The organism is Taibaiella lutea (assembly GCF_008629695.1).
In the GTDB taxonomy this organism is placed as follows: Bacteria; Bacteroidota; Bacteroidia; order Chitinophagales; family Chitinophagaceae; genus Taibaiella; species Taibaiella lutea.
On the sequence record NZ_VWSH01000001.1, the window covers coordinates 1,690,109 to 1,711,494 of the forward strand.

Genomic DNA, 21,386 nt, shown 5'->3' on the forward strand with positions numbered 1-21,386 from the left:
GAATGCCATATTAACTTATATTTGTAAAAACGGTACGCTTATGTTTAACGACGATTCCTGGGATGACGAAGAAGGTGGGAGCTCAATCGAAGATTTACTCCGCGAATATGAAAGCATCAAAAGCGGCAACAAAAGCCGGTTCTTAGATGAGGAAGAATATGAGTTCATTATAGAATATTTCTTTCAGAACAATAATGAAGCAGAAGCTATTACCGCTTGTGAAATAGCGCAGGGCTTCTATCCTTACTCCTCGACGATACTGCTGTCTAAAGCAGAAATTCTTTTTCAGGCACAAAAATACGGTCAGGCTATTCAATCGCTGGATTTGCTGGATTCTATTGATCAGGAAAACCTGGAAGCAGTTTTGCTGCGTGCAGACATCTATCTTGCTCAATTAAAATACGAACAGGCCGCTTTATTGCTGGAACAAAAATCATTGGTGTTCGAAGGCAGAGATAAAATAGAACTGATGCTGGAACTTTCGGATGTATATGATGAATGTGAAGATTTTGAAGCTGTTTATAAAGTATTGCAACAGATTCTCGAAATAGATTACCGCAACGAAGAGGCATTGCACAAAATCAGCTTCTGGGCAGATTTTGCAGAAATGCATCAGCAAAGTGTTGACCTGCACACTAAAATCATTGACAATGATCCTTACAATGCTTTGGCCTGGTTTAACCTGGGTGCGGCTTTGCAGGGACAGAAGAAACACGAACAAGCAATTGAAGCTTATGAATATTGTGTTGCTATCGATGAGAAATTTGAATTTGCCTACAGAAATATGGCAGATGCATATATGCGCCTGCACTGGTATGGAAAAGCAATTGAGTCGCTGGAAAAAAATCTGGAATTAGGAAAACCTGAAGATGTGATTTTTGAGGCTATCGGACATTGCTGGGAAAAGCAAAAAGACTTTGATCGCGCAAGATTCTATTATCGCCAGGCTGTACAGTTGAATCCTGCCGATGATACCATTTTCTTCAGAATAGGTGAAACATATACAAGAGAGAAAAAATGGGAAAAAGCCATGAAGGCTTATTCCGTAGCATTGAACCTTAATAACGAAAATGCGAGCTATTGCCTTGCCATTGGTAATTGTTTATTGGAATTAGAAGCTTACCATGAAGCATTGGTTTGTTTTGTAAATGCGGTAAGATTAAAACCAGGCAATAAATCCAACTGGGTAGCATTGGTAAAGTGCCTTTATCTTTCAAAAGACTATAAAGAGGCCCTTACACAATTGGAAATGGCAAGGGCAAATATCGGCGACAAAGCAGATTTCGATTTCTACCATGCCGGCATTCTTTTTGAATTGGGCAAATCCAAAGAGGCATTGATCTATCTGGAAAACGGACTTGAAGAAGCGCCTTCAAAAATGAAAATGCTGACCGAAATTAATCCAGAAATATTGCAACGTAAAAGTGTAGCTGATTTGGTAGCGAAGTACAAGAGGAAGAAATAGTTCAAAGGCACCTTAAATAAAAACAGGCCTGATTCGTTTTGAATCAGGCCTGTTTTTCTATTTCTGAAAACTAACTTCAATTTACTTTAATAGAGAATACAAAATCTTTCATCTTGTTTACCTGTTCTGTTCTTTCAGGTTTTCCGACTTTGGTTCCCGTTTGCAATACAATGTGCTGTGATTTCGGCAACGATTGAACAAGATTAATCAAAGCGCTTGTCTGAACGGCATAAGTGGTACCGGAAGTATTACTTTGTTTTCCTGTAATAACTGCAATAACATTACCTGCTCTGTCAAAAACAGGAGAACCGCTCTGACCCGGATTGGCCGTCATTTCCAATTGATAAGATTCCATATCGCCATCATAACCTTTCTGGCAACTTATATAACCCTGATTGTAAACAATATCATCTTTAGGATATCCTATGGAGAATACTTGCTGGCCTATGCTTGATGCACTTTTGGAAATGCTGTATGGTAAAGATGATTTTGAAAATTTAAAATCCTTGTCTTCAATTTTAAGAATGGCAATGTCTGATTTCGGCTCACGGGCAACGATAAACGCTTTCTTGTCACCTTTTGATGTTTGAATGTAAATGGCATTTGCACCATCCACAACGTGATAATTGGTCGCTATGTAACCGTCATTGCTGATTGCAAAACCTGTACCGCCGTACAATGCACTTTCATCAATCTGCTGCGAAGCGGCATCTTTTGCTTTTTGCTTATTCAGGCTGTCAATGATTTTGCTTTGCGAATCTTTGACATGCTCCAAATCACGGCGTAAACTTTGATATTGATGCAAATTTACACTGCCGCTATTTTTATTCATCACCGTATAAGTAAGCAAACTGGAACATAAAACCAGGCTTGCAACTGCGGCAGTCACACGCAAATATTTACGGAAAGGAATGGTATTGGAAGTTTGATTATTAGGAGGTGTATTATCAACAGCCCATTCTGCAGGATTAGCAGCAACTGATTGAATCAGGTTACGAATATCTTTACGTTCGTTACCCGACCGGAATACATTTAATATTTCAATTGTTCTATCCCACTGGAATTGCAATACTTCGTCTGCGTCCAAAGCTTCGTTCAATTGCTTCATCTCCTGTTCGCTCAGTTCGCTTTGAAAATAGCGCTCCGCCCATTCATTGATGTTTTGTTCAGATATCATCTTATTTCAGTTTTCCGGCCTCATTGAAATAAGGTCAGTTATTATATTCTAATTTTTCACTTTGATACCGGCTGAGAAATATATTTTCTTTAGCCGGGTCAGGCATTTATATTTTTGGGTTTTAGCATTCTCGGCATTCGTATAATGAAACTGAACTGCTATTTCCTGCATATTCTTTCCATCCACATAAAAGGAATGTAACAATGATTTACAAGGTTCGCCCAATTGTTCCATTGCTTTCCCCAGTTGTTCAAACTGCTCTTCTTTCTCCAGATGGATATCCAAATCTTCTTCATAAGCGCCGAACCTGCTTTCGTCCTCTTCACTCTCTTCGTTAAACGAGCGATAAGGCGCAGCTTTTTCCATTTTTTTGAACCACAAACGTTTGCTGATGGCAAAAAGATAAGTACTCAACTTACAAGTCAGACAAAATTCCGGCGATTTGGCTTTTTCAAAAATAACGACCAAAGCCTCCTGAAAAACATCCTCTGCATCCGATTCCAATCCCCCTCTGCTTAAAATCCATTTTGTCAAAACACTATGATACAACTTGTAAAGCGTCACAACAGCATTCCGGTCACCCGAGGCCAATCCTTCTAATAATTCCGTATCTGTATAAAAAACCTTCGTCACTTATTTATCCGATTATGCATGAAAAGTAACCCAAAATTGCGATAAAAAATTTTTTTAAAAAAATTGGGTTACCTTTTTTAAGGTTTCGTATTAATGGTCAAATAACTTTTCAAAAATTTAAAAATCAAACAAATGAAAACTTTAAAATTAGCTGTTGTTGCTTTGTCTCTTGGCTTTTTCGCTGCTTCTTGCGGTAATTCTGAATCTACTACTGAAACTCCAGTAGATACAATGACTACTGCTCCAGTTGAAACTACTCCAACTGAAGCTGCTCCAATGCCTGCTGATACTAGCGCTAATCCACTTCCAGCTGATACTGCTACAGCTCCAGCTGCACACTAGTCTTATATTAATTATTAAAACGGCCAATTGTTTTAATATACGTTACAGGCCGCTATGTTTAGCGGCCTGTTTCATTTCCTTCTTCTTTATAATTTCCTCCTTCGTCTTTAGGAAATTTCTTTCTTTTTACATCTTTCTATTTAACTACGCCTTTCCAGGTGACGGTATTTCTATTCCAAAAATTATTCTTTTAACTTTTTAATTTTTTAACAACATGAAATCCGCATCCATTTTTGTGGCAATCGCTGCCACCCTCCTTGTCATGTCCGGCTGTGCCGGTAATAATTTTGAAAATAATGCTGCTGACAGCACATCCAATGTGCAGACGGCAGATGTTAAATTGGCGCCGGCTGCAAATAAAGAAGAAGACAAATTACCTGAGCGCCAGTTTATCCGTACTTCTGATATGAAATTCAGGGTCAGAGATGTTACCAATGCCACCAACCAGATTGAGCATATAGTAAGGCAGAACCAGGGCTTTGTAACTTATACAAACCTGAAAAGCACTGTTGAAAATCAACAAATAATTCAAAAAAGCCTGGACAGTTCTTTAGAAAGTATACAATATGCCGTTACCAATGAGATAACGCTTCGTATTCCGAATGCTAAACTGGACAGCACGTTGTATGCCATTTCTTCATTAGTAGATTTTTGGGACTACCGAATTATAAAAGCCGATGATGTTGCCCTTCAGATTAAAGCCAATCAGCAAGCTCAATCAAGAGCATTGAATAGCACACAAAACATACATCAGAACATAGACCGCAAAAAAAGCAATCTGAATCAGGCAAATGATGCTGTTTCAATTGCTGAAAATCAACAGGAAGCCGCAGATAATGCAGCGCTTAATAATATCTCCCTAAAAGATCAGGTTACATATAGCACGGTCAGCCTTTCCATTTATCAAAGAACGGAAACCAGATTCTGGAGTATTGCAAGTCCGGATGCACAAAATGTAAAAGCCGGAATAGGCATCAGAGTATGGGATTCCATAAAAACAGGCTGGTATTTTGCTGAAGATTTATTTGTAGGAATTATAAGATTATGGTTTGTAATCCTATTAATAGTAGCTTGCTATTTAATTTACAGGAAATATTTCAGAAAGAAGGTATTAGCAATGTGGAAATGATTTCATTGGGCAGGCCACATTATTTTGATTCAACGAAAAATTCCGTTTTCTTTGCTATCCTGTAAAAGGAAATAAATTTTATGATAATTCGTAGCAAAGCGCCTTTGCGCATTGGTCTTGCAGGTGGAGGAACGGATGTTAGTCCATACAGCGAACTGTATGGCGGCGCTATTCTGAATGCAACTATTTCGTTATATGCGCATGCAAGCATTGAGCCATTAAATGAAAATAAAATTATCATTCATGCCGTGGACAGAGACGAAAAAGTAGAATATGATTTGCAGGATTCTTTGCCTATCGACGGAATGCTTGATCTTGCCAAAGGGATTTATAACAGACTTGTAGCGGTTTACGGAAAAGTTCCTTCGGGTTTTAAAATAACGACACAAGTGGATGCCCCCGCAGGATCGGGGCTTGGTACTTCTTCCACATTAGTTGTTGCTATATTGGGCGCTTTTGCCGAATGGATGAATATTCCTCTGGGAGAATACGATGCTGCTCATTTATCTTATCAGATTGAAAGGGTGGATTTGGATATGGCCGGAGGAAAGCAGGACCAATATGCTGCTACTTTTGGCGGTGTGAATTTTATGGAGTTTTATGCTGATGATAAAGTAATTGTAAATCCTTTACGCATCAAAGCAGAATATATCAATGAACTGGAGCACAATCTTCTATTGTTTTACACTTCCACAAGCCGCAAATCGGCTACCATTATCGAAGCGCAAAGTAAAAATGTGAAAGATAAAAATGAAGATTCCATTCAGGCTATGCATCATTTGAAGGAACAGGCACAAATGATGAAAGAAGCCTTGTTAATGGGCAGGATTGATGATATTGGTAAAATACTGGATTTTGGCTTTCAACATAAAAAGCAAATGGCGAAGGGCATCAGTAACTCCATGATTGATGAACTTTATGAAGCGGCTTTGAAAGCAGGCGCAACCGGTGGAAAAATCAGTGGTGCCGGTGGCGGTGGTTTTATGACTTTTTACTGTCCGGGCACAACACGCTATGATGTAATCAAAGCTTTAGAACCATTTGGCGGTGTATTTCACCCATATCGTTTTGTGGAGCAAGGTCTGTTTACCTGGACAACCAAATAATTATCAACCATAAAAATTCTTGTAGAGCTGTATGAAATGTACGGCTCTATTTTATTGACACCTATCGTTCCGGTTTAACCGCATTTGGCTTCTGTTCCAGATAATCTGTTTGCTGCAGTGACCCCAAACGTAGCCGTAACGGCACTTTGGTTGCTTTTTCAAATTTGAATTCCACTTTACAGGCTGCGCCAAGATGGCTGTAATAATCATATTTTACGGAAGAGAATGACGGCTTTATATCTTCTTTCTTTTTTATTGAAACAGTATCTTTAAATGTATTTGAATAAGATAGAGCGTTCAATCCTTGTGCCAAAGTCACTTTACCAAGGCCTAATCCAAGCAACATTAAAAGAATAATTCGTAAGCTCATATCTAAAGTTAAGATTTTACTTCCTTCTTTCCTTAAAAAAATCTTTCATTAATTGCCCGCACTCATCAGCCAGGATACCAAATGTCAGTTGCGTTTTAGGATGAAAAACATGCTGTGGTTCATGTGCTTCATTTTCCTTTACGTATTTTCTGTAACCATTTTTATCATCTCTTGCCCCGTAAACAATACGGCCAATCTTACTCCAATGCAACGCCCCGCAACACATCAGACAAGGCTCTACCGTTACGTACAAAGTGCCTTCAGGCAAGTATTTACTACCTAATTCACTAAAGGCAGAAGTCAATGCAATCATTTCTGCATGGGCAGTACTATCATTCAGTAATTCAACCTGATTATGCCCTCTGGCAATTATTCTATCGCCCCAAACCACAACTGCACCGACAGGCACTTCGCCAATGGCGTAAGCTTTGCGGGCTTCATTCAAGGCTTGTTTCATGTAATGTTCGTCTGTCATTTCTTAGATGTGAGATGTGAGATGTGAGACATTAGAAATTAGATTTTAGATTTTAGACGTATATCAATGCAGATGTCGCCATCAAAACTTCACAAAAAAAGTGGAAACGAACATAAATGTACAGTTTCCACTTTTTCAATTTATAAATCAATTTACTTTTTTGTCCTGTTTGCCTGTGATTTCTGCATTTCATCCAGACGTTGTTGCCATTTAGAAGTCTGTGCAGGTTTATTTTTATTTTGTTGAATCTGTGCATGAATTTTATCTTCATTTATCACAAATTTCTGGATAATGAACTGTTGTGCCAGACTCAGTAAGTTAGAGAAGGTATAGTAAAATGTAAGACCTGCTGCCATACTGTTAAACCAACCAAGGAACATAATAGGCATGATATAAGGCATATATTTCATCATTTGCGCATTGGCATCGTTACCACCCGGCGCAGCAGTCATGTTCTTATTGTAAACTGCTAAAAGTAAACTGGATGCGGTCATCAACAATGTAAACAAACTTACATGGTTACCATACAATGGAATATTAAATCCTAAATTCAAAATAGAATCATAAGTCGATAAATCGTTTGACCAAAGGAAATGTGACTGGCGTAACTGAATGGCAGTCGGAATGAAATAATAAACAGAAAGCAGGAAAGGCATTTGCAGTAACATAGGCAAACAACCGCCCAAAGGATTTACACCTGCTGTACGATACAATTTCATTTGTTCCATACCCATTTGTTGCTGATTATCACCAAGCTTGGCGCGCAGTTCATCCAATTCAGGTTTTAACACCCTCATTTTTGCCGTTGACAAATAGCTTTTATATGTAAAGAACGAAGTCAGCAAACGAATGATAATAGTAAGGCAAATAATAATAAGGCCGAAGCTGCTGATGAAAGAACTTAACACATCAAAAATCGGGATAATCATCCATTTGCTGATGTATTTTACAAAGAAGAAAGGTCCGATTCCTAATTGTATCAATTCATCCATTCCGATATTCTGAGATTTCAGGATTTTATAATCATTCGGTCCCATATACCATTTAAAGCCGAATGAAAAATCATTGGAAGCCTTAACGGGAATTTGAAAATTACTTGAGTTCGTCGCTACAATACCGGAATCAACAGGCTCCTTGCCATCAAAACTTCCTGTTTTAAATGCATCTTCCGCAACAAGAGTAGAGTTGAAGAAATGGCTTCTTACACTCATCCAATGAACAGGCTCGTCAAGGCTTTTGGTTGGTGTGCGTGAAACGGTGAAATAATCGTGCGCACCATCTTTCATCTGATAATGCACCTGCATATTCATACGCTCGTTCTTCAAATCTTTTTCGGTGTGCAACATTTCTGTATTCCACAATACAGGAATATTCTGAACCGAAGTAAGATCCTGCTGCATTCCAACTAATCTTAAATTGGCAGTCATCATATATCCTTTTGAAGGCAATGAATAATCCAATACCACGGATTTACCGTTGGCAAGGTCAGCCGTCATGCGCAATTGCTTTCCGCCATTAGGCAGATTGCTTATTTGCGGAGTAAAAAATAATTGATCGGTAGCAACGGTTTTTCCGTCTACCGGAATATTAAAACTTAATTTATTGCCATTCTCGCCTTTGAAAATATGCAAGTCGCCTCCCACATAAGTTTTGAAATTACTCAGGCTTGCATCAACAGGAAATCCGCCCTTTGTGCTGAAAGCAACAGTCAACTCTCCGTTAGATACGGAAACATTAGAAGCAGAGCCTCTGTAAGCAGCAGGTAAAGTAGTATCTACGGCCTGAGCAACAGTATCAGTTTTTACGGTTTGAGGCTGAGGTATTACCGGTTTTTGGTTAGCGGCAGCGGCAACTGAATCGGCATGTTTTTGCGCGAGGTATAATTGTTGTTCGTGGTTGTTCCAGAAAATATAGCCGGCACCCAATGCCAGCAATAGTACAAACCCGATAATTGAATTACGATCCATGAATATTTATACTGAAAAATTTGAGCGCAAAGGTATGTAATAATAGTCAGGGGAAATATATTTTTCGGTGGGGACACAAAAAGAGCATGTAAATAAGATATGATGGAAAGAACTTCGGTTAATTATTCAGATATGCTATCACCCATAGGGCACAAAAAGCAATTATTCCAACAAAACGTTGGATTATTTACACAGAAAAGGAGAGAAAATATTTCTACAGCCGGATTTAGTTTGTGTTCAATGCTTCACGTAAGGCGTTAACTGCATGTGCATCTACAAAATTGTTAATGTAGCTTTCGGCATCGTTGGCAAATGCCGGATTTATATATTGCATTGCCGAAGGTTGTTGCGCACGCAAAGATGCATGAAATTCCGTACATCCGGTGGTTTCGGCCAATTGCCTGATATTGTGCTTGTTAACGCCACTTCCCGGCATAATAACAATACGTCCGTCAGAAAATTGATTTAAAGAGGCAATTAAGGATATGCCATCCATAGCTTTAGATTGCTGCCCAGAGGTAAGAATACGTTCGCAGCCTGTTTCTATTAATTGTGTTACAGCATTAAAACTGTCAGCACAACGATCAAAAGCCCTGTGAAATGTAACACCTAATGGATATGCAGCCGCCACCAGTTGTGCTGTACGTTTCAGGTCGATATTGCCGTCTTGCAGCAATATTCCCGTAACGATACCATCACAACCTATTTGCTTACACATTTCTACATCTCGTAACATAATAGAAAACTCCCGATCGGAATATAGAAAATCGCCCCCGCGTGGCCTGATTATAGGATAAAGCAACACATCAAAGTCTTCACGACAAGCTATAATAGTACCATACGATGCTGTTGTACCGCCTTCGGCCAGATTAGCACATAATTCTATACGGTTGGCTCCGCCCGCAACGGCAGCTTGAGTAGTGCTGTAATCGCTGGTGGCTATTTCTATTGTATATTTTGTTACAGGCATCACGACTTTAAATGATAGTGTGCATTGAAAAATTTTGCGCCTTCATTGGTAGTAACCGCATAGGTAAATCCTTTTTGTAGAGCATATGCACCTACCGTCCCATCTTTAGCCAGGGCAACAAAAGCAACCTGAATATCTTTTGCTTTTTCTTTCTTAACGGAAGCAATACGTTCAATCGCTTTTTTACATGCCGCCCTCGGACTCAAGCCCATGCGCATAAATTCCACAACTATTGCTGCTCCGCCTATGCGAATCACATCTTCGCCCTGACCGGTAGCTGCACAGCCGCCCACTTCATTATCTACATAAAGACCTGCGCCTATAATGGGAGAATCGCCCACACGGCCATGCATTTTAAATGCCATCCCGCTGGTGGTACAACTTCCGCTCAGGTTGCCGGTTATATCCATTGCTATCATGCCGATAGTATCGTGGTTCCAGCTGCCGTCCGGCATTTTCGCAGGTACTGCTATAGGCGTATCACCTTTATTTTCGACATTTATAACGGGTTTATATTCCGATTTTTTGAGCCATTTCTGATAATTCTGTGTTGCTTTAGGCGATAAATATTCGGGTTCGAGCGTAAATCCTTCAGCTACTGCAAATTGCTGTGCACCTTCGCCAACCAATAAGACATGTGGCGTTTTTTCCATTACGCGACGCGCCACAGAAATAGGATGTTTAATGCGTTTCAAATCAGCTACGCCTCCGCAATTAAAGTTTTCGTCCATAATAGACGCATCCAGCGTTACGATTCCGTCTCTGTCCGGATTACCGTTCAGACCCACGCAACAACTATTAGAAGCCTCGGTAACCATTACCCCTTTTTCTACAGCATCCAATGCCCGGCCATTATGGCTCAATACGTCCCAGGCAGCTTTATTAGCCTCTATTCCGGCATCCCAGGTAGAGATAACTATGGGTAAATTTTTTTTATCAGGCGCGGAATGAGGAAGGCAGCTGCTTAATTTTAAAGATATAAAACCAGTCAAAGAAGTATAGGCAGTGGCTTGTAAAAACTTTCTACGGGTGAGCATATTTGCTGTTTAAAACCCCGAAGATAATCAATGAGGAGTAATGAAAAGATTCCTTTGAAACATTTTTGTGCCTCATGGCGCCCTTAAGGGTTTAATCGAATAAACACGTAAAGGAAGGCATTCAAAGAATTTTTTACAACAAAAAAGATTCAGGATAAAAATCCTGAATCTTTTAATAAACAGCCCGCCTTTGCTTCGGCTAAGGCTTACTCGTCGTCTTTCTTATTCAATTCATTAGCAGCATCATTATAGATGGCACGTGCTTTTTTAGAAGGCAGATAAATCTGGAAGCCAACGCTCAGGCCAAATTTACTGTAAGTAGTTGCATTACCGAATCCTACTGTAAGATCATATTTCAACAAGGTTTCCAGACCAATATTCGGTGTAATGAAATAAGCAACACCGGGACCGACGCCAATCCCAAGACCATTGGTATTGGTAGCACCTACAGAGCCTTTCGGATCGCTGTTCAATCCGCTGAATCCTGCACTTGCTTCGCCAAAGAAACGGGCATGCTTCATCAATACCATGTTTTTTTGTCCGAAATAATAACGGCCAAAAGCCCCAATGCCATAATTAACCACCGTACCTGTATTATCTGTTGCAAGGCCCAATTTCACTTCACCACCTAATGCTATGTTATCCTGAATAAAATATCCAAGTTTAGGATTGATAGATAATGAAAAACTTGTATTTCCACTTTGAAGGCCTAACCCAATATCACCTAAAGAAGCTCCCACCAATAGGTTTCCCTGCTGAAGTTGTGCCGAAGCGGTACCCATTCCAAACAGGCCGATACTTGTGCATAATAGTAAAACGATTTTTTTCATAAGCATGTATTTTTTATTATTTGCTAAATTAGGGATTACAATCCTCTATTCATGTCAATATTCCTTTACTTTCACAAAGTATTAATAGTTTCAAATAAAAATACCCGTACTGCATTTGCATAGCTACAATTTTTTAGCTTTACAGCCTTAATTTAAAAATTGAATACATGAACTTTAAAAAAATAAACAACCTCTGCGGCTGGGCTGTTTTTGCCATAGCCTATCTTGTTTATTTACTGACAATGGAACGTACCGTAAGCTTCTGGGATTGCGGCGAGTTTCTTTCAACAGCATATGGTCTTGAAGTGGGCCACTCTCCGGGAGCACCTTTGTTTATGCTTCTGGGTCGTTTGTTCGGGCTTTTTGCAAGTCCGCTTCATGTGGCAATGGCGATTAACAGCCTTTCTGCTTTAACCAGCGGCCTTACTATCCTTTTCCTTTTCTGGACTATTACACACTTTGCGAAAAAACTATTACTTAAAGACGGAGAGGAGCTTACACAATCCAAACTAATAGCCATTATGGGTGCGGGTATTGTAGGTGCACTGGCTTATACCTTCTCCGATACGTTCTGGTTTTCTGCTGTAGAAGCAGAGGTTTATGCCACTTCTTCTTTCTTTACGGCAATCGTATTCTGGGCTATTTTGAAATGGGAGCATAGTGCCGATGAACCACATTCCGACCGTTGGCTGGTTTTGATCTCCTATCTGATGGGTCTTTCCATTGGTGTCCATTTATTAAACTTATTGACCATTCCGGCATTGGCAATGGTTTATTATTTCCGCAAGAAAAAGCCCACATTGAAGGGAAGCGTTATCGCTTTTATAATCGGATGTGTTTTGCTCGGGGCTTTTCAGGTGGGTTTGATTCAAGGCATTCCTATTCTTGCTTCCAAATTTGAGTTATTGTTTGTAAACAGTTTCGGCCTGCCACTGGATAGCGGTGCATTATTTTTTATTGCATTATTAATAGCCATTATTGTCGGCCTTTTAATCTGGGCTAAAAAGAATGGTAAATACCATTTGCATATAGGCGTACTGTGTTTTGTATTTGCGTTGGTGGGTTATTCAAGTTATGTAAGCATCATTATCCGTTCCAGGGCTGATGTAGGAATAGACATGACCAACCCGGATGATGTATTGAGTTTATTATCTTATCTGCAACGTGAGCAATACGGCTCACAGCCTATTGTTTTCGGACCTGATTATAACTCTGAAATTACCGGCAGAACGGAAGCAAAACCTGTTTACTCCGAAAGAACAGATAAAGATGGTAAAACAACTTATAAAGTAATAGGAACGCATTCTTCCGATTATACTTATAACAGCTCGGATGAACGCTTTTTCCCACGCATCTATGATCAGGGCCATGCAGGCTTTTATCAAAAATACCTTGAGATTCCGGAGGGAGATAAACCAACGGCTTCAGACAATTACAAGTTTTTCTTTAAATACCAGATGAACTGGATGTGGTGGCGCTACTTTATGTGGAACTATGCCGGCCGCCAAAACGATTTTGCAGGCAGCAGTTACGAAGAACCCGAAAACGGCAACTGGATTTCAGGCATCAAACCTGTAGATAAATTTATGGGTCGCGGTGATTTGGATGCAATGCCTGATTATATGAAAAACAATCATGCCCGTAACCAATTGTATTTCCTTCCGTTGATATTGGGTATTATGGGATTGGTATATCAATTCAAAAGAAACAAAAGAGATGGAACTGTTATTGGTTTACTCTTTTTCTTTACAGGTATTGCAATTGTAATTTACCTGAACAATACACCTCAACAGCCGCGCGAAAGGGACTATGCCTATGCAGGCGCTACTTATGCATTTGCAGTCTGGATTGGCCTGGGCGTATTGATGGTTACTGATCTTTTAAGGAAATATCTGAAACAGGGAAGTATAGCGCCGGTTGCAGCAACATTGCTTACCTTACTTGCGGTACCAACACTTATGGCTTGCGAAAACTGGGATGATCATGACCGTTCTCAAAAAACGCTGGCACGTTCCACAGCTTATGATGTCTTGACAAGTCTTGATAAGAATGCCATCCTGTTTACCGTAGGAGATAATGATACTTATCCATTATGGTATATGCAGGAGGTAGAAGGCTATCGTACCGATGTCCGTATTATTAATCTTAGTTTATTAGGCATCGATTGGTACATTGATCAGCTGCGTTATAAAATAAATGATGCGGATGCCGTACCTATGATATGGAAACCTGAAAATTATGAGGCAGAGAATCGGAATGTTGTTATTTACAAACCATTCCCTGGTATTCCAGCAGATAAGTCTGTCAATTTGGAAGAGGTATTGGATTTTATTAATTCTGACGACCAACGCTTTAAAGTTTCCACTCAAAGCGGCGATTCATACAGTGTATTGCCAACGCAGAACTTATTTGTAAAAGTAGACAAGAACGCTGTCCTGAAAAATGGCCTGGTAAACATAGCAGATTCTGCAAAGATTGCCGATATCAATTTTATTCTTAAGAAAGACCAGTTGTATAAGCCTGACCTGGGTATTCTAAATATTATTGCCGCAGTTGCGAAAGAAGGCTGGAAACGTCCTGTTTATTTCAGCGCGGGCTTTCCGGGAGGCAGCGACTTTCAGGGATTGGAAGAATATATGCAAATGGAAGGCTTAGCCAACAAATTAGTACCTATCCGCACGGTAGGTTCATCTCCTGCAGAAGCAACACCGCAACGGGTTAATAATGACAAGAGCTTTGATTTGTATATGAATAAATTTATCTGGGGCGGTACGGACAAGAAGAATATTTATTTTGATGAAAAGAACAAAGCAATGCTGATGAGTTATCGTTACAGCGGCGCTAAAGTTGCAGAATCATTAATCAGGGAAGGCCGTAAGGAAGATGCCATAAAATTGCTGGATAAAATAACGACCAATATTACTTATGAATCCTATCAGTACGACCAGACAATGTGGCCTGTTGTGAGCGCCTATTATAGTGCGGGAGCAAAGGATAAGGCAACAAAATTTGCAGGCATCATTGTCAGGGACAGCGAAAAAATGATAAATTACCTTTCAGGTATCACCGATGAAAAACAACGTCAATGGGGTATTGATGTTGATGGACGGGAAGCGTTGGGCAGCATCCAGTATATGGCGCAATTTGCACAGCAAAACGGAGATACAGCACATGCCGAAGAATGGATGAAAATGCTGATGAGCGGTGCACAGAAATTGGGTATTCCGCTGCATTAAAGTATAATAACGATTGGAACAACAGGGACTGGATAATTCAGTCCCTGTTTTGTTTTAGAATAAGTACAAGGAAATTATTTAATTCAAATCCGGCGGTTATGACTAATTTTGCGCGCAACTGATAAAATGCTTTGAAATGAGAAATCTCCTCTTAATTACCGGACTACTTATTGCCACATTGGCAAACACATCTTGCTCCGATATCAGAATAAAAGATCATCCTGAATGGAAAAAACAATTTGATACTTATGGTGTGGATGGTTGTTTTGAGTATTATGACAATAATAAAGAAACGGCACATTATTACAATAAAGAAAGATGTGCCAAACAAGTAAGCCCGGCTTCAACATTTAAAATATTCAATTCCCTTGTAGGCCTTGAAACTGCTGTTGCGCCTGATGAACAATTAGTCATTAAATGGGACGGAGTAGTAAGAGAAAATAAAGACTGGAATAAGGATATGACTATGGCCGAAGCTTTTAAAGTCAGTTGCCTGCCTTATTATCAGGAATTGGCGAGACGCATCGGGGCAAAAGACATGAAGCATTACCTTGATACGGTTCAATATGGTAATAAACAAATAGGGAAAGCCATTGATAGCTTCTGGATAAATGGGACATTATTGATTTCACCTGATGAACAAGTTGGTTTTATTAAACGTTTATATCATGGTGAACTGCCTTTCAGCGAACGTTCTCAACGGATTGTAAGGGGCATGATGCTGCAGGAAGAAAGCAAGGATTACAAAGTGTATTACAAAACAGGCTGGGCACAAAACGGCAATGATAATTTGTTATGGATTGTCGGCTACGTTGAGAAAATTGAAGAATTGAAGAATGTTGAAACGGGTAAAGTGGAAGGCGTGCCGCATCCTTACTTCTTTGCATTAAACTTTAGCAGCGCTGATGATACAAAAGATTTAAAACAGATAAGAATTGATTTGCTGCACAAATTATTAAATGAAGCAGGAATCGGCAAATAAAGAATATCAGGAGTATAAAATAGCAGAACCGTTGCATTGCAACGGTTCTGCTATTTTATACAATCACTGAAATCGTTCAAACTTTCAAAACTATTTCCCATTTATCTTTTCCCATATTTCAGGAATGCGTTTTACCCAATTCAATTCACGCATTTTTGTTCTGGCATCTTCTACCGGAGAACCAAAGTAAGTTTTGCCGCCTTCCAAAGTTCCGCCCACACCACTCTGCGCATAGACAACTGCGCCTTTACCAATTGTAAGGTCTTTATTCACGCCCACCTGTCCCCAAAGTATTACTTCATCTTCGATAGTTGTTTTACCGGCAATGGCAACCTGTGCAGCAAACAGACAATTTTTCCCTACAACAACGCCATGACCGATATGCACACTGTTGTCAAGCTTTGTACCCTGCCCGATAATTGTATCGCCACTAACACCTTTGTCTATTACAGAGCCTGCGCCAATTTCAACGTCATCATGAATAATAGCACGACCGCAACTTTCTAATTTATCATACTGCACTTCGCGTTCTTTCCTTCTTTTGTAATAGAAGGCGTCAGAACCAATTACAACACCCGAATGAAGAATTACATTATCGCCAATTATACAATGGTCATATATCGCAACGTTAGCATGAATCAGGCAATTCTTTCCAATGACAACATGATTGCCAACAAAAACACCTGGTTGTATCTGCGTCCCATCGCCAATAACAGCAGAGTCGCTTATCATTTTTGTTGCAGGTTCAAAAGGCCTGAATCGTTTTACCAACTTTACATACGCGTCGAACGGATCTTCGCAGACGAATAACACTTTACCTTCAGGCGCTTCCACTTCTTTATTGATGATAATAAAAGTCGCTGCTGATTGAAGGCATTTATTATAATACTTCTCAAAGTCAACAAAGGAAATATCGCCTGCAACTACTTTGTGAATTTCATTGATGCCCGTAGCCATTGCTTCGGCATCTCCAATAAGTTTGGCATCAATAAAGTTGGCTATCCACGCAGCTTCTATGGGAGTTTCAAAACGCATCTTTTCTTTTAATTTAGATATGCAAAGATACTATCGCAGCTTGAGATATTGGCGAATGATGTTTAGTTCAGCTTTTAAAAATGTATAAATATCACTTCACTTATTGTTTGCAGCAAACAATTTTGCTGTAATTATTCAAATGGGTTATCCACATTTTTTTTCTTTTTGTGAATATTTTTTCCTGAAAAATTTTTCAAACAAAAAAATACTTATTAATATTGTGTAACAATTAAAGCTTACTAACCCCTCCTCATAAAAGCCCCGGCAATTCAAAAGCCGGGCTTTTTTATTTAAATTGCTGAAATCCTTTACCAGAGCCTATTTTAATATACCTAACTTTATTACGTATATGCCATTTGATTATTATTTTTTCTACAAGCCTTATAAAGTTATGTCACAGTTTTCTTCAGAAGGTGACAAGGAAACACTCGCGTCTTTCTTTAAAAACATTTCAAAAGATGTTTATCCTGTTGGAAGATTGGATTATGACAGCGAAGGATTATTATTTCTTACGAATGACAAAACACTGAATCATCGATTGCTGAATCCTTTGTTTATTCATGAAAGAACCTATTGGGTACAAGTAGAAGGCGTACCGACAGAAACAGGATTGCAGCAATTAAGAAAAGGGACATTCATAAACATAGATGGTAAAGAGTATAAAACAAAGCCGGCAAAAGTAACATGGATGAAGGAAGCTCCTGAAGTCCCTTCGCGTAATCCGCCTATAAGACACAGAGAAAACATTCCGACGTCATGGCTTGCCATTACATTAACAGAAGGCAAAAACAGACAGGTAAGGAAAATGACAGCATCTGTCAACCTGCCTACATTACGTCTGATAAGATATAGTATAGGAAAAGTAACATTAGACAAAATGAAACCCGGAGATATTTTGAAAGCAAATGATAGCTTTATTCAAAAACTATTTGAGCGATAGTAAGTATCTATCGGCATTATCAATCGCTTAAGATAATTTCACATCTGACAAAAGCAATAATTTTACATACATAATTGGAAATCATTATGTACTTTTGCCACCTTATTTTTTGAATTTCACATCATAAGCTCATGTTTAATATTATACTATTTGGCCCTCCGGGCGCAGGTAAAGGAACACAATCAGAAAAATTAATCGATAAATATAAACTCGTGCATATCTCTACAGGAGATATTTTCAGGGGACATATCCAACAACAAACAGCATTAGGTTTAAAAGTAAGCACACTTATTGCAAATGGTGAATTAGTACCGGATTCCATTACCATACATATGCTGGAAGAGGAAATTGAAAAAACGCCGGATGCTGTCGGTTTCATTTTTGACGGCTTCCCACGTACTGTAGCGCAGGCAGAGGCATTAGATGCTTTTCTTGAAGATAAAGGCAAGGTGGCAGGTGTGATTGCATTGGATGTAAATGAAGACGAACTGAGAAAACGTATTGCCGAAAGACAAAAAATAAGCGGACGTCCTGATGATGCAGCAGAAAAGTTAGTAAAGAGAATTGATGAATATTTCAACAAAACGGTACATGTACTTCCTTATTATGAAGCACAAGGCAAACTAACGAGAGTAAATGGCATCGGGGAAATTGAGGACATCTTCCAAAATCTCTGCAAAGTCATCGACGGCATGAAATAAAATATTGCATTACCTGTATTTAAAGGGTTTTATCTGACTATGGATAAAACCCTTTCTTTTTTCTGACTAACTAATGTAATATCAATCCCATGTAAATTCATAATTTTGAATCAACAACCTAAAGCATGAATAAAGGCTTACGCATAATAATACTGATATCATTGATTGCAGGCTTTGCAGCCAGTGTGCTATACACAAAGGATATACAATCCTGGACAGGTTTTGGAGACATGCGCTCCCGCGTTGTGGCAGCAAGGCAAGTTAAAGATGGATTCTCTCCTTATTTCACAAACTGGTATCCCGGAGACTCTTTACGTTATTTCACCGGCGGGTATGTAGATACACCGCGTAATAAAGCTACAGAACTGGCTAATCTGACCGTTTCGCCTCCTTTTTTAAGATGTCTTTCTATTGTTGCAGATAATGATAATAATAAGATTGATTTAGGCGCTTATGTTTTATTTCATCTTTTCTTTATCATCAGCGTAATACTTGCATTATGTTACGCACCTAAAAGAAAATGGCTGCTGACCTTGTTTTTATTGATTCCTATAACATTTACGGATGGTTGGATTTATCATTTTTTTGTGGTGCAGCATTATATGATTTATGCCTTTTTGTTTACGCTTATTGTCATATTCCTCATTAGAAAAAATCAGCTCGTTGCAGGTCTATTGATGGCTGTATTATTCATTTTCAGGCTCAATACATTGGTTTTTGTCATACCGTTTTTATTATTGTTCAGGAATTACAAAAAGTTTTTATCAGGGTTGCTTATAGGTGTGCTTGCCTACGGCATATTTGTTTGCTTCAGCCCTTTCGAACAAAAATTATGGAAAGATTACAGTGTTGTAATCAAGCGCAATCAGGCCATTCAGATGGTAGAAAATGTACCGGCAACAAGCGGCAATCTTTATATCCTTCCTTATCTCCCTGCCAGGTTTGAGGGCTCCAATTATTATCAGCTCGATACGATGCTGAAATACCGTGACTTTAAAATCAACAAGGAGTCTACCAATTTCAAGAATGTGTATGAAATCGTTTTTAAACATTATCCTTCAATAACGGGGCTTTCAGCCATGTTTCTGTTGTGCATTCTTATTCTCAGCGTTTTTCAATTTGTACAGATAAAGGAAAAAGGAAACATTACAATGCCATTGCAAAAGGTGATTATGACAGGATTGCTTTTCTATTTCCTGTCAAACTTTTTTTCTACGGTTGCTATTGTTCCTTATCATTTACCGCAATGGTGGGTGGTTGCATTGGTTTATGCTATTTATGCTGATAAAATTCCACGAACAACCTTCATTCTATTCTTTACAGGCATTTTGCTTAACCTGCATTTCATGATTGATTTTAAAGGCCGTCATTTTATAGCAGAAGTGTTTTTGTTGGCATCATTACTCTTTGCTATACTGGCAAAAGAAAAATCAGACGAAACAATCCACGAGTTTGACAAAGTGTAATTCAATACCACTATTGATTCAGGCAATTCATAGGGTAATCAGTCTATAAAATTAAACGTTTACCTTTGCAGCATGGATAAAGCGAATTTCGTAGATTATATACGCATTTTCTGCCGCAGTGGTAAGGGCGGAGCGGGCAGTATGCACTTTGCACATACCAAATATAATGCTATGGCCGGACCCGATGGTGGTGACGGTGGCCGTGGCGGTCATATTATTTTAAGAGGCAATACACAATTATGGACTTTATTGCATCTTAGATATTATAAACATGTCCATGCGGAAGATGGAGAAAACGGAAGTGGCTCCAATTGCACCGGACGCAGCGGAAAAGACATTATTATTGAAGTACCATTGGGAACCATCGCCAAAGATGCAGAAACAGGCGAAGTAGAAGCTGAAATACTGGAACATGGCCAGGAATATATCTGGCTGCCGGGTGGCATAGGAGGTCGTGGCAATACTTTCTTCAAATCTCCTACCAATCAGACACCGGAGCATGCACAACCGGGAGAAATGGGGCGTGAAGGTTATAAATATCTTGAATTGAAAGTATTGGCAGATGTAGGTTTGGTAGGTTTTCCGAATGCAGGCAAATCAACCTTACTATCAAGCATTTCAGCAGCAAGGCCAAAGATTGCAAATTATGCGTTTACAACACTAACGCCGCAATTAGGTATTGTTCCTTATCGTGGCGATCAAAGTTTCTGTATGGCTGATCTTCCCGGAATTATAGAAGGCGCCGCCGAAGGCAAAGGTTTAGGCCACAGATTCCTGCGTCATATAGAACGTAATTCTGTGTTGCTGTTTATGATTCCTGCCGACAGCGAAAACCATAAAAAGGAATTTGATATCCTTCATCACGAACTGGAAAAATACAATCCTGAATTACTGCATAAAAGGATGATTATTGCCGTAAGTAAAAGTGATATGCTGGATGATGAATTGAAAGAAGAAATTTCAAAAGAGCTACCTGAAAACATTCCACACATGTTCATTTCATCTGTTACCAATACAGGTATTGTTGAATTGAAAGATTCACTTTGGGAAGCATTGAATACAAAGGTTGAAGCGGAATAAATAAATTTCCTTTTTTGAAAGACATTGACAAAACATAAAAAGTATATTTACTGCTTATCATTAAGACCATGAAAAGTTGTTGCAAAGATGTCATGAACGAAGAAGATAATGCTTCTGAAAACAAACAGAAAGGCGGACTACAACGTTTAAAAGAAAAATGGAAAGTGAAAAGTATGGGTCAGCTATTACTGATACTTTGCACCTTCGCCATTGGCGGCACAGCTTGCGGCATGGCCGGAAGGCAAATCATGCATTATATAGGTCCCGACCATAAAGGCTTATGGGTTGTTGTTTATATTCTTTTGATAACTATCCTCTGGCCTTTATGTGTTATAATAATCAGTATTCCATTAGGACAATTCAACTTTTTCAGACATTACCTGAAACGGTTAGGAACAAAAATATTCAGAAAGCAAAAAGGTTCAGGTTTATAGTCTGAACCTTT

At 39.1% G+C, this 21,386-nt stretch carries 20 protein-coding genes; 11 read left to right on the forward strand and 9 right to left on the reverse strand.

Features of this window, described 5'->3' with window-relative positions:
• The first annotated feature begins 40 nt into the window (after positions 1 to 40).
• The gene (locus F0919_RS07225) at positions 41 to 1,465 is read left to right on the forward strand and encodes a tetratricopeptide repeat protein (RefSeq protein WP_150032035.1); all 1,425 of its coding nucleotides are present in this window, start codon (positions 41 to 43) and stop codon (positions 1,463 to 1,465) included.
• A 76-nt stretch (positions 1,466 to 1,541) separates the two neighbouring features.
• Here F0919_RS07225 and F0919_RS07230 read toward each other — a convergent pair whose 3' ends face one another.
• Both F0919_RS07230 and F0919_RS07235 read right to left on the reverse strand, forming a co-directional pair.
• The gene (locus F0919_RS07230) at positions 1,542 to 2,642 is read right to left on the reverse strand and encodes a S1C family serine protease (protein ID WP_150032036.1); all 1,101 of its coding nucleotides are present in this window, start codon (positions 2,640 to 2,642) and stop codon (positions 1,542 to 1,544) included.
• A gap of 48 nt (positions 2,643 to 2,690) precedes the next feature.
• Positions 2,691 to 3,275 carry an RNA polymerase sigma factor gene (locus F0919_RS07235; RefSeq protein ID WP_150032037.1) on the reverse strand — a complete coding sequence of 195 codons (585 nt, stop codon included), beginning with the start codon at positions 3,273 to 3,275 and terminating at the stop codon, positions 2,691 to 2,693.
• Between the two features lie 132 nt (positions 3,276 to 3,407).
• Here F0919_RS07235 and F0919_RS07240 point away from each other — a divergent pair, with 132 nt between their 5' ends.
• From F0919_RS07240 to F0919_RS07250, 3 genes are all read left to right on the forward strand, one after another.
• On the forward strand, positions 3,408 to 3,617 hold the full coding sequence (locus tag F0919_RS07240; RefSeq protein WP_150032038.1) for a hypothetical protein: 210 nt from the start codon (positions 3,408 to 3,410) through the stop codon (positions 3,615 to 3,617).
• Between the two features lie 214 nt (positions 3,618 to 3,831).
• Complete coding sequence (locus tag F0919_RS07245; RefSeq protein ID WP_150032039.1) at positions 3,832 to 4,746, forward strand: DUF4349 domain-containing protein; 915 nt, start codon at positions 3,832 to 3,834, stop codon at positions 4,744 to 4,746.
• Positions 4,747 to 4,826: 80 nt separating this feature from the next.
• Entirely contained in the window at positions 4,827 to 5,852 is a 1,026-nt protein-coding gene (locus F0919_RS07250) for a GHMP family kinase ATP-binding protein (RefSeq protein ID WP_150032040.1), read from the forward strand.
• Positions 5,853 to 5,913: 61 nt separating this feature from the next.
• Here F0919_RS07250 and F0919_RS07255 read toward each other — a convergent pair whose 3' ends face one another.
• The 6 genes from F0919_RS07255 to F0919_RS07280 form a co-directional block, all read right to left on the reverse strand.
• Positions 5,914 to 6,222 carry a hypothetical protein gene (locus F0919_RS07255; protein ID WP_150032041.1) on the reverse strand — a complete coding sequence of 103 codons (309 nt, stop codon included), beginning with the start codon at positions 6,220 to 6,222 and terminating at the stop codon, positions 5,914 to 5,916.
• Positions 6,223 to 6,238: 16 nt separating this feature from the next.
• Positions 6,239 to 6,697 carry a nucleoside deaminase gene (locus F0919_RS07260; RefSeq protein ID WP_150032042.1) on the reverse strand — a complete coding sequence of 153 codons (459 nt, stop codon included), beginning with the start codon at positions 6,695 to 6,697 and terminating at the stop codon, positions 6,239 to 6,241.
• A 152-nt stretch (positions 6,698 to 6,849) separates the two neighbouring features.
• On the reverse strand, positions 6,850 to 8,664 hold the full coding sequence (gene yidC, locus F0919_RS07265) for a membrane protein insertase YidC (protein WP_150032043.1): 1,815 nt from the start codon (positions 8,662 to 8,664) through the stop codon (positions 6,850 to 6,852).
• Between the two features lie 226 nt (positions 8,665 to 8,890).
• Positions 8,891 to 9,634, reverse strand: a complete 744-nt coding sequence (locus tag F0919_RS07270) for a copper homeostasis protein CutC (RefSeq protein WP_150032044.1) — start codon at positions 9,632 to 9,634, stop codon at positions 8,891 to 8,893.
• Entirely contained in the window at positions 9,634 to 10,671 is a 1,038-nt protein-coding gene (locus F0919_RS07275) for a N(4)-(beta-N-acetylglucosaminyl)-L-asparaginase (RefSeq protein WP_150032045.1), read from the reverse strand. Before F0919_RS07275 ends, F0919_RS07270 begins: the two co-directional genes overlap by 1 nt.
• A gap of 206 nt (positions 10,672 to 10,877) precedes the next feature.
• Positions 10,878 to 11,501 (reverse strand): outer membrane beta-barrel protein, encoded by a 624-nt coding sequence (locus F0919_RS07280; RefSeq protein WP_150032046.1) that lies wholly within the window; start codon positions 11,499 to 11,501, stop codon positions 10,878 to 10,880.
• A 167-nt stretch (positions 11,502 to 11,668) separates the two neighbouring features.
• Here F0919_RS07280 and F0919_RS07285 point away from each other — a divergent pair, with 167 nt between their 5' ends.
• Together F0919_RS07285 and blaOXA are read left to right on the forward strand one after the other, a co-directional pair.
• Positions 11,669 to 14,737: a glycosyltransferase family 117 protein gene (locus F0919_RS07285; protein WP_150032047.1), complete on the forward strand. Its 3,069-nt coding sequence runs from the start codon at positions 11,669 to 11,671 to the stop codon at positions 14,735 to 14,737.
• A 136-nt stretch (positions 14,738 to 14,873) separates the two neighbouring features.
• Positions 14,874 to 15,719 (forward strand): class D beta-lactamase, encoded by an 846-nt coding sequence (gene blaOXA / locus F0919_RS07290; RefSeq protein ID WP_150032048.1) that lies wholly within the window; start codon positions 14,874 to 14,876, stop codon positions 15,717 to 15,719.
• Between the two features lie 90 nt (positions 15,720 to 15,809).
• Here blaOXA and F0919_RS07295 read toward each other — a convergent pair whose 3' ends face one another.
• On the reverse strand, positions 15,810 to 16,754 hold the full coding sequence (locus F0919_RS07295) for a UDP-3-O-(3-hydroxymyristoyl)glucosamine N-acyltransferase (protein ID WP_150032049.1): 945 nt from the start codon (positions 16,752 to 16,754) through the stop codon (positions 15,810 to 15,812).
• 349 nt (positions 16,755 to 17,103) lie between these two features.
• On the opposite strand from F0919_RS07295, the gene F0919_RS07300 reads away from it, so the two are divergent.
• From F0919_RS07300 to F0919_RS07320, 5 genes are all read left to right on the forward strand, one after another.
• Complete coding sequence (locus F0919_RS07300) at positions 17,104 to 17,694, forward strand: pseudouridine synthase (protein ID WP_150032050.1); 591 nt, start codon at positions 17,104 to 17,106, stop codon at positions 17,692 to 17,694.
• Between the two features lie 131 nt (positions 17,695 to 17,825).
• Positions 17,826 to 18,395, forward strand: a complete 570-nt coding sequence (locus F0919_RS07305) for an adenylate kinase (RefSeq protein WP_150032051.1) — start codon at positions 17,826 to 17,828, stop codon at positions 18,393 to 18,395.
• A 125-nt stretch (positions 18,396 to 18,520) separates the two neighbouring features.
• On the forward strand, positions 18,521 to 19,861 hold the full coding sequence (locus F0919_RS07310) for a glycosyltransferase 87 family protein (protein WP_150032052.1): 1,341 nt from the start codon (positions 18,521 to 18,523) through the stop codon (positions 19,859 to 19,861).
• Positions 19,862 to 19,933: 72 nt separating this feature from the next.
• Positions 19,934 to 20,941 carry a GTPase ObgE gene (obgE, locus tag F0919_RS07315; protein ID WP_150032053.1) on the forward strand — a complete coding sequence of 336 codons (1,008 nt, stop codon included), beginning with the start codon at positions 19,934 to 19,936 and terminating at the stop codon, positions 20,939 to 20,941.
• Between the two features lie 68 nt (positions 20,942 to 21,009).
• The gene (locus tag F0919_RS07320; protein ID WP_150032054.1) at positions 21,010 to 21,375 is read left to right on the forward strand and encodes a DUF6787 family protein; all 366 of its coding nucleotides are present in this window, start codon (positions 21,010 to 21,012) and stop codon (positions 21,373 to 21,375) included.
• Positions 21,376 to 21,386: the final 11 nt, after the last annotated feature.

What these genes read in the sequence shown, in the direction of transcription:
- F0919_RS07225 (WP_150032035.1), top strand. Translation starts at nt 41, where the DNA reads ATGTTTAACGACGATTCCTGGGATGACGAAGAAGGTGGGAGCTCAATC.
- F0919_RS07230 (WP_150032036.1), bottom strand. Translation starts at nt 2,642, where the DNA reads ATGATATCTGAACAAAACATCAATGAATGGGCGGAGCGCTATTTTCAA.
- F0919_RS07240 (WP_150032038.1), top strand. Translation starts at nt 3,408, where the DNA reads ATGAAAACTTTAAAATTAGCTGTTGTTGCTTTGTCTCTTGGCTTTTTC.
- F0919_RS07245 (WP_150032039.1), top strand. Translation starts at nt 3,832, where the DNA reads ATGAAATCCGCATCCATTTTTGTGGCAATCGCTGCCACCCTCCTTGTC.
- F0919_RS07250 (WP_150032040.1), top strand. Translation starts at nt 4,827, where the DNA reads ATGATAATTCGTAGCAAAGCGCCTTTGCGCATTGGTCTTGCAGGTGGA.
- F0919_RS07255 (WP_150032041.1), bottom strand. Translation starts at nt 6,222, where the DNA reads ATGAGCTTACGAATTATTCTTTTAATGTTGCTTGGATTAGGCCTTGGT.
- F0919_RS07260 (WP_150032042.1), bottom strand. Translation starts at nt 6,697, where the DNA reads ATGACAGACGAACATTACATGAAACAAGCCTTGAATGAAGCCCGCAAA.
- yidC (WP_150032043.1), bottom strand. Translation starts at nt 8,664, where the DNA reads ATGGATCGTAATTCAATTATCGGGTTTGTACTATTGCTGGCATTGGGT.
- F0919_RS07270 (WP_150032044.1), bottom strand. Translation starts at nt 9,634, where the DNA reads ATGCCTGTAACAAAATATACAATAGAAATAGCCACCAGCGATTACAGC.
- F0919_RS07275 (WP_150032045.1), bottom strand. Translation starts at nt 10,671, where the DNA reads ATGCTCACCCGTAGAAAGTTTTTACAAGCCACTGCCTATACTTCTTTG.
- F0919_RS07280 (WP_150032046.1), bottom strand. Translation starts at nt 11,501, where the DNA reads ATGAAAAAAATCGTTTTACTATTATGCACAAGTATCGGCCTGTTTGGA.
- F0919_RS07285 (WP_150032047.1), top strand. Translation starts at nt 11,669, where the DNA reads ATGAACTTTAAAAAAATAAACAACCTCTGCGGCTGGGCTGTTTTTGCC.
- blaOXA (WP_150032048.1), top strand. Translation starts at nt 14,874, where the DNA reads ATGAGAAATCTCCTCTTAATTACCGGACTACTTATTGCCACATTGGCA.
- F0919_RS07295 (WP_150032049.1), bottom strand. Translation starts at nt 16,754, where the DNA reads ATGCGTTTTGAAACTCCCATAGAAGCTGCGTGGATAGCCAACTTTATT.
- F0919_RS07300 (WP_150032050.1), top strand. Translation starts at nt 17,104, where the DNA reads ATGCCATTTGATTATTATTTTTTCTACAAGCCTTATAAAGTTATGTCA.
- F0919_RS07305 (WP_150032051.1), top strand. Translation starts at nt 17,826, where the DNA reads ATGTTTAATATTATACTATTTGGCCCTCCGGGCGCAGGTAAAGGAACA.
- F0919_RS07310 (WP_150032052.1), top strand. Translation starts at nt 18,521, where the DNA reads ATGAATAAAGGCTTACGCATAATAATACTGATATCATTGATTGCAGGC.
- obgE (WP_150032053.1), top strand. Translation starts at nt 19,934, where the DNA reads ATGGATAAAGCGAATTTCGTAGATTATATACGCATTTTCTGCCGCAGT.
- F0919_RS07320 (WP_150032054.1), top strand. Translation starts at nt 21,010, where the DNA reads ATGAAAAGTTGTTGCAAAGATGTCATGAACGAAGAAGATAATGCTTCT.